Annotated in this window: 15 protein-coding genes; 13 read left to right on the forward strand and 2 right to left on the reverse strand. The window is 65.3% G+C overall.

The window, feature by feature from the left end:
• The first annotated feature begins 6 nt into the window (after positions 1-6).
• From O159_RS10305 to O159_RS10365, 13 genes are all read left to right on the forward strand, one after another.
• Positions 7-1,632, forward strand: coding sequence for a hypothetical protein (locus O159_RS10305; RefSeq protein ID WP_201766211.1), 1,626 nt, complete (start codon positions 7-9; stop codon positions 1,630-1,632).
• A gap of 22 nt (positions 1,633-1,654) precedes the next feature.
• Positions 1,655-3,103, forward strand: coding sequence for a phage portal protein (locus O159_RS10310; protein ID WP_021755201.1), 1,449 nt, complete (start codon positions 1,655-1,657; stop codon positions 3,101-3,103).
• The gene (locus O159_RS10315; RefSeq protein ID WP_021755202.1) at positions 3,100-4,269 is read left to right on the forward strand and encodes a hypothetical protein; all 1,170 of its coding nucleotides are present in this window, start codon (positions 3,100-3,102) and stop codon (positions 4,267-4,269) included. Before O159_RS10310 ends, O159_RS10315 begins: the two co-directional genes overlap by 4 nt.
• Positions 4,270-4,340: 71 nt before the next feature.
• Positions 4,341-4,835: a capsid assembly scaffolding protein Gp46 family protein gene (locus O159_RS10320; protein WP_021755203.1), complete on the forward strand. Its 495-nt coding sequence runs from the start codon at positions 4,341-4,343 to the stop codon at positions 4,833-4,835.
• A gap of 23 nt (positions 4,836-4,858) precedes the next feature.
• Positions 4,859-6,088 carry a phage major capsid protein gene (locus O159_RS15285; protein WP_021755204.1) on the forward strand — a complete coding sequence of 410 codons (1,230 nt, stop codon included), beginning with the start codon at positions 4,859-4,861 and terminating at the stop codon, positions 6,086-6,088.
• Positions 6,089-6,156: 68 nt separating this feature from the next.
• Positions 6,157-6,582, forward strand: coding sequence for a hypothetical protein (locus O159_RS10330; RefSeq protein ID WP_021755205.1), 426 nt, complete (start codon positions 6,157-6,159; stop codon positions 6,580-6,582).
• A complete protein-coding gene (locus tag O159_RS10335) occupies positions 6,579-6,980 on the forward strand; it encodes a DUF6093 family protein (RefSeq protein ID WP_021755206.1) in 402 nt (133 codons plus the stop codon). Before O159_RS10330 ends, O159_RS10335 begins: the two co-directional genes overlap by 4 nt.
• Positions 6,977-7,399 (forward strand): hypothetical protein, encoded by a 423-nt coding sequence (locus O159_RS10340; RefSeq protein WP_021755207.1) that lies wholly within the window; start codon positions 6,977-6,979, stop codon positions 7,397-7,399. The genes O159_RS10335 and O159_RS10340 overlap by 4 nt, the downstream gene beginning before the upstream one ends.
• 11 nt (positions 7,400-7,410) lie before the next feature.
• Positions 7,411-7,818, forward strand: a complete 408-nt coding sequence (locus O159_RS10345) for a hypothetical protein (protein ID WP_021755209.1) — start codon at positions 7,411-7,413, stop codon at positions 7,816-7,818.
• A gap of 13 nt (positions 7,819-7,831) precedes the next feature.
• The gene (locus tag O159_RS10350; protein WP_021755212.1) at positions 7,832-8,062 is read left to right on the forward strand and encodes a hypothetical protein; all 231 of its coding nucleotides are present in this window, start codon (positions 7,832-7,834) and stop codon (positions 8,060-8,062) included.
• A complete protein-coding gene (locus O159_RS10355) occupies positions 8,062-8,571 on the forward strand; it encodes a phage tail tube protein (RefSeq protein ID WP_021755215.1) in 510 nt (169 codons plus the stop codon). Before O159_RS10350 ends, O159_RS10355 begins: the two co-directional genes overlap by 1 nt.
• Before the next feature lie 89 nt (positions 8,572-8,660).
• Positions 8,661-9,074, forward strand: a complete 414-nt coding sequence (locus tag O159_RS10360; protein WP_021755217.1) for a hypothetical protein — start codon at positions 8,661-8,663, stop codon at positions 9,072-9,074.
• A 38-nt stretch (positions 9,075-9,112) separates the two neighbouring features.
• Complete coding sequence (locus O159_RS10365) at positions 9,113-9,442, forward strand: hypothetical protein (RefSeq protein ID WP_021755219.1); 330 nt, start codon at positions 9,113-9,115, stop codon at positions 9,440-9,442.
• Here the strand turns inward: O159_RS10365 and O159_RS14635 are convergent.
• Both O159_RS14635 and O159_RS14640 read right to left on the reverse strand, forming a co-directional pair.
• Positions 9,439-9,636, reverse strand: coding sequence for a hypothetical protein (locus O159_RS14635; protein ID WP_021755221.1), 198 nt, complete (start codon positions 9,634-9,636; stop codon positions 9,439-9,441). The genes O159_RS10365 and O159_RS14635 overlap by 4 nt on opposite strands.
• Positions 9,633-9,878 (reverse strand): hypothetical protein, encoded by a 246-nt coding sequence (locus O159_RS14640; RefSeq protein ID WP_144267596.1) that lies wholly within the window; start codon positions 9,876-9,878, stop codon positions 9,633-9,635. The genes O159_RS14635 and O159_RS14640 overlap by 4 nt, the downstream gene beginning before the upstream one ends.
• Positions 9,879-9,896: the final 18 nt, after the last annotated feature.

Below are 9,896 nucleotides of genomic sequence, written 5' to 3' on the forward strand. Positions count from 1 at the left end.
TGTCGCGTGCCTGATGGGTTCGCGCGTGGGAAGCCGCTGCAGATGTCGGACTGGCAGTTCTGGTGCCATGCGAACCGGTATCGGATTCGACCGGACGCGGTGTTCGTGCCGCCGGAGGAGGTCGGACCGGATAACCCGGCGACGCTGAACCAGGCGTTCGTTTACCGGCAGACGCTGATCGTTGGGCCGCAGAAGACGGGCAAGGGTCCGTGGAGTGCGGGTCAGACGGCGTTCGAGGCGTGTGGTCCGTCCGTGTTCGCGGGCTGGGCTGAGGCTGGCGATGTCTACAGGTGCGAGGACAACGGCTGCCCGTGTGGCTGGACGTACGAGTACTTGCCGGGTGAGCCGATGGGGATGCGGCATCCGTCGCCGCTGATTCAGATCACGGCGACGTCGGAGGATCAGGCGGACAACATCTACCGTCCGCTGCGGTCGATGATCAAGCTGGGGCCGTTGAAGGAGCTCCTCGCGGTCCGTGAGGGCTTCATCCGCATCCTCGGGTTGTCTGGTGATGATGACCTCGACCGGATCGACGTCGTGACGGCGTCCGCGAACTCGCGACTTGGTAACCCGATCTCGGACGCTGAGCAGGACGAGGTCGGCTTGTACACGAAGTCGAACAAGATGATCGCGGTGGCGGAGACTCAGCGTCGCGGTGCTGCCGGTATGGGCGGCCGGACTCATGCGACTACGAACGCGTGGGACCCGGCGATGAACTCGTACGCGCAGCAGGTGTTCGAGTCGGGGTCGGACGACATCTTCGTTTTCTACCGGGAACCGGACCTCGAGCTTCGCGGGAAGGACGGCAAGCCGCTGTCCTACCGGCGCAAGGATGACCGGCGCCGCATTCACGAGTACGTCTACCGGGGGTCCTGGTGGGTGAACCTCGATTCGATCGAGGCTGAAGCGGTCGAGTTGATGAAGACGGACGCTGCGCAGGCGGAACGGTTCTTCGGTAACCGGATCGTGTCTGGTTCGGGTTCATGGATCTCCGACATGGGCATGTGGGATGTGAAGTCGGCCCCGATCACCGTGGAGCCGCGCACGCAGCTCTGCGGCGGCTTCGATGGGTCGGACAACAACGACCACACCGGTATCCGGCTTGAAACCTTCGACCAGTACCAGTTCACGCCGTCGTACACGCTCGCGGATGTCGAGCGGAAGGCGTACTGGAAGCCGGCCGAGTGGGGTGGCCGCATCCCGCGGTCTGAGGTCATGGCCACGTTCGAGTGGATCGAGAACAACTTCACCGTGGTCCGGTTCTACCTCGACCCGATGTTCTGGGAGACCGAAGCGGATTCGCTGGCGTCCCGTTTCGGGGAGAAGAAGTACATCAAGTGGCCGACGAACCAGGTGGGCCGCATTCACGGCGCGCTCGAGCGGCTACGTGGCGACATCGGCAACGACGAAGCCGCGTTCCGGCACGACGGCGACAAGGACACCCGCCTGCACGTGCAGAACGCGATCGTGCGGGCCCGACCGGGTGAGAAGTACATCATCGGCAAGCCGTCCGAGCACCAGAAGATCGACCTCGCCATGTCGGGTGTCCTCGCTCACGAAGCGACCATGGACGCCATCGCGGCCGGTGAGTTCAAGACCCCGACAGATAACCGGATGTTTGTGTTCCGCTGACCTCATCGATTGGAGCAACCGCATGGCTGCAGCCGATGAGTTCCCGAAGCTTCAGGACATTCCCGAGTTCACACAGTTGCGGAATACGCTGCAGATCAGCCGGCAGCAGACGCGCCTGTACAACGACTACTACGAGGGCTGGCACAAGCTCGCCCAGCTCGGCCTGGCGATCCCGGAGGAACTGAAGCAGTTCACGGTGATGGTGAACTGGCCGCGCCTGGTGGTGGATTCGGTGGAGCAGCGGCTGGATGTGACCGGGTTCCGGATGCCCGGCACCGACTCCGCGGATTCGGCCCTGTGGGATGTGTGGCAGTACAACAACATGGACGAGCTCGCCGGGTTCGCTCACACGGACGCGCTCGCGATCGGCCGCTCTTACGTGTGCGTCGGCACGAACGATGACGACTCGGAGTTCCCGCTGCTGACGGTGGAGTCGCCGTACGAGATGGTCGCGATTCGTGACCCGCGCACCCACCGGGTGATCGCGGGTATGCGCATGTACGGGGAAGCGGACGTCAACGGGACGATCGTCGACAACCGGGTGACCCTGTACCTGCCGAACATGACCCGCTGGCTCGTCCTCCAGGACGGCGTCTGGGTGGATGAGGTCGACCCGGACGTGCATAACCTCGGCGTCCCGCCGATCGTGCCGTTCATCAACCGCAACCGGGCTTCCCGGGGTTTCGGTCTGACCCGGAACATCCTCGAGGGCGTGTCGGAAATGTTCGACATCATCCCGATCGCGGACTCCGCGGCACGGGCGTTGACGAACGCGCAGCTTGCGCAGGAGACCGTCGCGGTGCCGCAGAAGTTCGCCCTCGGCATGTCCAAAGGCGACTTCGTCGACGTCGACGGGAATCCGCTGCCGATATGGGCGTCATATTTCGGGTCGATTTGGGCGAACGCGAACAAGGACGCGAAGGTCGGCCAACTCCCGTCCGCCGACCTCAGCAACTTCGAGACGATGATCAACATGTACGCCCGGCTCGCGTCGGGTATCGCGTCCCTCCCGATCGAGTACTTCGGGTTGAACACGCAGAACCCGCCGTCCGCGGACGGTCAGCGTGCCGGTGAGACACGGCTGATCAAGAAGGCGGAGCGTCGGCAGACGACGTTCGGGCATTCGTGGGAGCAGGTCAACCAGCTTGTCCTCCGCTTCCGGGATGGTGAGTGGAACACGGACGCGACCCGCATGGAGACGCTGTGGCGTGACGCTGGCACCCCCACGATCGCGCAGGTGACGGACGCGGTGGTGAAGGAGTACACGTCCGGTCTGACCGATTGGGAGACCGCGCAGGAGACCCTGGGGCGGTCCCCGGAGACCATCAAGCGGATGAAGCAGCGTCGGCAGGCTGAGCAGGCCGCCGCGATCGGGTTCGGTGTGCAGCAGGCAGCCGACCTGCAGCAGCTCGGCGCGCACGTGCAGGTCACCGACCAGATCGGTAGCGACCAGGCGGCGAGCGGGGCATGACCGTCGCGTCGGTCGCCCTCGACCGGCAGCGGCGGATGATCCAGGTCACCGACCGCACCCGCAACAAGGCCATGCAGGCGTGGCGGGGAATGAACTTCCAGGACCTCGATGGGTCTTGGGCGACGATCGGGCCGGACATCACCCAGCAGGTCGCCGCGGCACAGTACACGCTCGCTGCTGGCGCTGACCGGTTCACGAACCAGGTGGCCGCGCAGACCGGGTTCAGCCAGGACCCGTCCGCGATCGTCCCGGAAGCGTTAGCCGGTGTCGATGGGATGGGCCGTGAGCTCTCCGACACCCTGTACGGGTCGGTGACGGCGACGAAGAAAGCGATCGGGTCCGGACGGTTCGGTGCGGGCGGTTCAATGATGATCGGCCAGTCCTACCTGGGCGCGATCGTGAAGACCCTCATCACCGACGCATCCCGCGACGCCGACAAAGTCTCGGGGACGGGCAAGGGGTACACGCACTACGTGCGCGTCTGCTCGGGGCAGGCCTGCTCGAGGTGCGCGGTCCTCTCCGGGATACACTCCGGCCCGGACGCATTCGCCCGGCACACGTGCTGCCAATGCACCGCCGCCCCCGTCCACGTCGACGGGAAAGTCGTGAAGGAGCTGTCCTCGTTGAAGGGCATCCCCACCACCCCGGAGGAGTACTTCGACTCCCTGTCGAAGTCGGAACAGGACCGTGTCTTCACGAAGGCCGGCGCGGAGGCGATCCGGAACGGCGCCAACGTCACCACGGTCGTGAACGCACGCCGTGGCGCTGACGGGATCGGGTACGCATCCCACGGTGGCGCGAAGACCGGCCCAGGCCCCCGCGGGGTCTTCACCAAGACCACGATCGGATACCGCCCCAACGGCACACCGGTTCAGGTGTACACCACGTCAGAGGGCACAACCCGCCGCGGCGGGTTCGGGCGTCAGCAGATCCGGATGGGCTCCACCGGCCGGGTCCGGCTGATGCCGGAGTCCATTCTGGAGATCGCCGGCAACGACAAAGAGTTGGCGCAGGCGTTCCTCCGTGACGCCGGCTACCTCGACTACGTGCCGCCGAACGGCTACACGACCGACTGGGTCATCAATGGCCTCCCGGCGCAGCAGCGCGCCGACCGTGTCCTCGTAGACCAGGCGACCCTCCGCTACGGAAACTTCACCCTCGGCTGACCACAGCCCTTCATGCCCCCGGCAGACGCGATGTCTGACGGTTCATTCCAAGCGATTTGGAGACAACCAGAATGCCCGACCCGACCGAACCCGTCGTCGAGAACAACGAGCCCGTCGTCGAGAACGACGGCGAGCTCGGAGACGCCGGCAAGCGAGCAATCGCAGCCGAGCGGAAACGCGCGGAGATCGCCGAGAAGTCCCTGAAGGCCCTTCAGGAGGAGATCACCAAGCGGGAGAACGCCGAACTCTCGGAACTTGAGCGATTCAAGAAAGAGAACGAGGAACTCCGCAACAACAACTCGACCTCGAGCCTCGAAGCGACTCGCTACAAGGTCGCACTCGAGAAGGGCATCCCAGTAGACCTGGCCGGACGGCTCCAGGGAAGCAACTACGAGGAGCTCGCCGCGGACGCGGATACTCTCGTCTCCCTGCTCCCGGCGGCCGGCGCCCCGGTCAAGCAAACCCCACGTCCAGACCCGTCCCAGGGCGCGAAACGGCAGCACGCTGCCGCGTCGCCTCGGGAAGCGTTCGGCGACGCTCTCAAATCCGCTCTCGGCCGCAGCTAGCGGCCTAACCTCTAGGAGTCCTCGTGGCTATCAACCCCACAGCGCTCGCGAACGTCAACGGCACCCTGCTGCCGCCGACGATCACCGGGCCCATCTTCAACAAGGCTGCCGAGCAGTCGGCCGTCATGTCCCTCGCGCGGCGTGTCCCGCTCTCCATCAACGCCCAGACGGCGATCCCCGTCCCCATGGACATCCCGGTCGCTGACTGGGTCGGAGAGGGTGGCGCCAAGACCGGCGGCCAGGCCGGCGTCGGCGTCAAGACCATGACCGGCAAGAAGATCGCCCTTCTGGTGCCGGTCTCCGACGAGGTCGCGTCCACGAACCCGGGCGGTCTGTACGACCAGCTCGAGCAGGACCTCCCGACCGCGATCTCCCGCGCGTTCGACTTCGCGGCGATCAACGGCAAGTCCCTGAAGACCGGCGGCGCGGGTCCCTTCAGCGACTACCTGGCGCTCACGAGCTCCACGGTCGCGCTCGGCACCGGCGCACAGTCGAACGGTGGTCTGTACAACGACATCGTGACCGGCGCGGGCAAGGTCGTCGACAAGAACTACGACTTCACCGGCATCGCCGCTGACCCGCGGTTCAAGATCGACGCCCAGCTCCAGACGGACACGCAGGGTCACCCGCTGTTCAACGACGAGGCCGGCACGCTCGCCGGGTTCCAGACGTTCTTCAACAAGGGCGTCTCGGGCAAGTACTGGCGCGCGGGTGACTCGGTGCAGACCATCACCATCGCCGGCACCCCGACCGGTGGCACGTTCATCGTGTCCTCGGGCGGCAATTCCTACACGGCCGCGTACAACGTCTCCGCGGCGACGCTGCAGTCCGCGATCCAGGCATGGGGCGGCGTGTACGCCACCGTCACCGTCACCGGCACCGCGGGCTCCTCGTACGTGATCACCTTCCCGGCGGTCTCGACGAACATCGCCAGTGCGGCCGCCCCGGTCACCGTCAACGGCAAGGCCCTCACCGGCGGCACCAACGTGACCGCCACCGTGGCCGCGTCCGGCGCCGGCGGCACCGACTCCCTCCTCCGCGGCATCGGCGGTGACTGGTCCCAGGCGGCGTACGGCGTCGGCATGGACATCACCATCAAGGTGTCCCAGGAGGCGTCGTACTACGACGGCTCGACCTGGCACTCCGCGTTCCAGGAGAACCTCACCCTGCTCCTCGTCGAGGCCTACTTCGGCTTCGTGATGGGCTCCCCGGACGCCTTCGTGGCGTACACGAAGGGCACCGCCGCCTTCTAAGCCGCCGCCCCTTCCGATAACCGAGCAACGACGAGAGAGGGTGCGCGATGGCTACCAACCCTGCAACCGTGACGGACCTGCAGAACAGGGCCCTCCGCACCCTCTCCACCGTCGAAACCACTGTCGCCCAGCAGTGGCTGAACGACGCGTTCAACAACCTCACCACCCGCCTCCCCTCCATCACCACCCGCCTCCCCTCCGACGGAACAGGCCCCGACGACACACCGTCGACCGGGTTCCAGGAGCTCGTCGTGCAGACGGTGTGCGCGATGGTCATGCGGGTGTTCAATAACCCCAACGGTCTCCTCGACGAGACCGTGGACGACTACACGTCCCGCCGAGACGCCACCCAGTCGACCGGTCTGCTGTACGCGACCGATGACGAGCTGGCGCTGCTCGCGGAGTCGGGGTCTTCGGCGAACTCGTTCACGATCAGCCCGCTAGGACGCAGCCCGGACGCGACGTGGACTCCTGACCGGGTGATGTCCTGGTGAGCGCATCTTCCACGCTCGCGCACGGCCGCGCGTTGGCGGAAGCGCTGATGGAGTCCACCTGCGTGATCACCCGCGCCGGCACCCCGACCGTGGATCACTCCACCGGGGCCACGACAAGCGCTGACGCGACGATCTACACGGGCCCGTGTCGTCTCCGGTTCCCGTTCGTGCGGCCGGAGCAGGCGGACGCTGCCGGGCAGGTGGTGGAGAAGACGCGCGGGATTCTGTCGTTGCCGATCTTGGACCCGTCCACGGCGAGTGTGCGGACGGGCGATGTGGTGACAATCACGGTGAACCCGTCCGACCCGGGCATTGTCGGCATCACACTCCGCGTGGAGGGGCCGTTCCCGGAGACACACCCGACCGCGCGCCGGCTGCCGGTGGAGGTGGTCTCGTGAGCGACGGTTTCGAAGTCGACTTCTCCGACGTGATGAAGCTCGCCGCCGACATGGGTCACGTGGATGAGACGCTGGCCCCGCTTGTGCGGAAGGCGATCGAGGTTACCGCGCGGAAGGTGAAGGACAGCGCGAAGGCGAAGGTGGCCGCGGGTTCGTCGTCATGGTCAGGTCTGCCGAACACGATCGACTACGACCTCCACGGCACCACCGGCGCGCGCCTGGGCGGGATTTCCGCCGAGGTTGGGTACAACAAGTCCCGCGGGGGCGGCAAGCTTGGCAACATCCGCGAATTCGGTGCGCCGGCCAAGAACCGCGGGCCGCACAACGACCTCGCGAACGCCCTGGAGGAGAACCAGGACGACTTTCAGCGTGGGCTGGAGATCGCAGCCTCGGATGCTGAGAAGGCGGCCGGCCTGTGAGGTGGGCTGATGTGGAGGCGGCGCGGGCGCTGGTTGAGCAGGTGCCGATCCTGACGGGTGCGACGTTCATCTCGAAGGCGCCAGAAGACCCGGCGAACCCGGATCGGATGCAGCCGTTGCCGTACGCGCTCATGCACCCCATCGGTGGAACCCCGACCGCCGAGCGTGAGACGGGCCCAGCGGTGACCGAACACCCATCGATCACCTTGCACCTGGTGGGTTCGTCGGCGGAGCAGGTGATCGCGCTGACGGATCTCCTCCGTCCGGTCTTGACGCCGGAAACGGTGCCTGTGGTCGCCGGCCGCCTTAATGGGCGTGTCTGGTGGCGTGAGCCGCTGCCTGTTCAGGAGGACACCGACGTGTCCCCGTCCCTGATCTACGCCGTGATCGAATTCGGTTGGCGTTCCGACCCCGCCTGAGGAGGCAAATCTCATGACCCCGTTCATTCGTGTGCGTTCAGCTGATGGGCCGAAGCACGAGTACGACGTCTCCCCCGAACTTGTGGTGGCGTTCCCCGACGACTACGTGATCATCGACGACAACCCCGTCGATTCGGCACGTGAGCCGAAGTACGTGACCGAGAAGGCCACGAAGCCGGCGAAACCCGCGGCCGAGGCCGCCCCCGAACCGTCCCTGGGCGAGACCAACGAGGAGGGTGCCTGATGGCAACCGAAGCAGTACCCGCAGGCACCGTAGCGGACGGTAACGGGCTCGTCCTGTTCGTCCCCACGATCGCCGACCCCTACGGCACCGGCCCGACCGTCGCCGAACTCACCGCCACCGGTGTGAAGAAGCTGACCTATTCCATCGACGCCGGCGGCTACACGCACACCATCACCGTCAACAAGGTCAAGGTGAACCGTCTCACGATGGCGCAGGAGCTCCAGTACGACGGCATCGTCACCGACGACATCTCGATCAAGTACGCGTACACGAACACCGTCAGCGACATCGCCCGGCTCGCGCTCCCCGCGGGTGCCGTCGGGTTCATCGTGGAGCGGTGGGCCGTCCCGAACGGGCAAGCGATCGCTGCCGGCGACATTATCGATGTCATCCCGATCAAAGCGTCGATCCCCGCGAAGGACGCCCCCGCCGCGAACGCGGAGCTGACCCGCACGCAGACCCTGAACGTCACCGGTCCTGTGTCCCGCGACATCCCCGTCCACGCGTAACAGGCCCCTGCCGGGCGTAAACCATGCCCAGGGAACGCCCGGCAGGCCTCCTCTTCATCTCTGGGCTGATCCCTGGGGAGCAGACTCTCTTGTCACTTGATGACGACCTCGACGCCGACCTGACCCGTGATGTCGACTACGCCGACCTGAACATCACCATCAACGGGAAACTGCGCACCCTGCGGTTCACCCAGATGGACGGCCTCGAATGGGCCGAACTCACCGACCGTTTCCCAGCCCGACCCGATGTCCTTCTCGATATGCGTTACGGGTACAACCTGCGCTCCCTGTCGAAAGCCGCAGCGCCCCTGTGCGGGAAACTCCTCGACGGCGACAAGCAGGTAGCCCTCACTGAGGAGCAGTGGGAGAAGCTGTTCAAATCGCAGCCCGGGTCCACGATCACGCGCATCGGTGACGTCATCTGGAACCTCAACGAGTACCTGCCCACAGCAACGGTGGAGGCCCTAAAAAAAGGATCAACGCCCGCGTCCAGCAAGAACTGATCCTCGCACGGGAGCTGGGCATCTCCCACCGCCGACTGATGGGCCGGGAACTCCGCGAGATCACCGAGGAGTTCGACGGTGACGGGAACCTCCTCAGTCGCACAGTCACACGACGGGAGCCGGAGTTCACATCTCGTGAGGTGAACTTGCTGCTCGCGTCGAAAGAACTACAGGACGACCTCAACCCCTACGGCATCCCGTACAGCGAAGCCACGAACCCGAAAAACCAGCACGCGTACGTCGCCGACCCCATGCCAACGATCGACCATGCCGCTAAAACGGTTCTCGACGCGCAGGACGCCTACTACAAACAATGGCCCAACACATCATCGAACGGGCATTTGTGGCAGGTGCGACGGAAGGATTAACGGCGCTTCCGCAAACCGCGAAGCAGCAGGACGGTTCCAACAACCGCACAGAACACAACTGCAAACAGCTTGTATCCAAATTCATCGGTGCCTACCGGACGCACGAGAATACCGAGGCCCCAGGCATACACCGCCGCCGCCGCGATGATCCAGCCGGTTCCGCGGCCTTTCTTGACGTCCTTCGACTCAGTCATGAGCCGCCTGAACCCTTGTTCCGCTGCACAGAAGTCAGTGCCATCACACCGCCGACGACCGCAGCCACAACCGCAGCCACGAGAAGCAACCCCGTATCCGCGGCGAATCCGTTGAAGACGCTGACGACGACCCAGGTGATGAAAATCACGCCAGCGACGATCAAAGCGTATACCCACGACGGTCGCGTGGACCGCGCCGTCCGATAAACGGACTCATCAAATCGGATCGGTTCCTTCGACACGCGCTGATCTTACAACCC

It is taken from the genome of Leifsonia xyli subsp. cynodontis DSM 46306 (genome assembly GCF_000470775.1).
Lineage (GTDB): Bacteria > Actinomycetota > Actinomycetes > Actinomycetales > Microbacteriaceae > Leifsonia > Leifsonia cynodontis.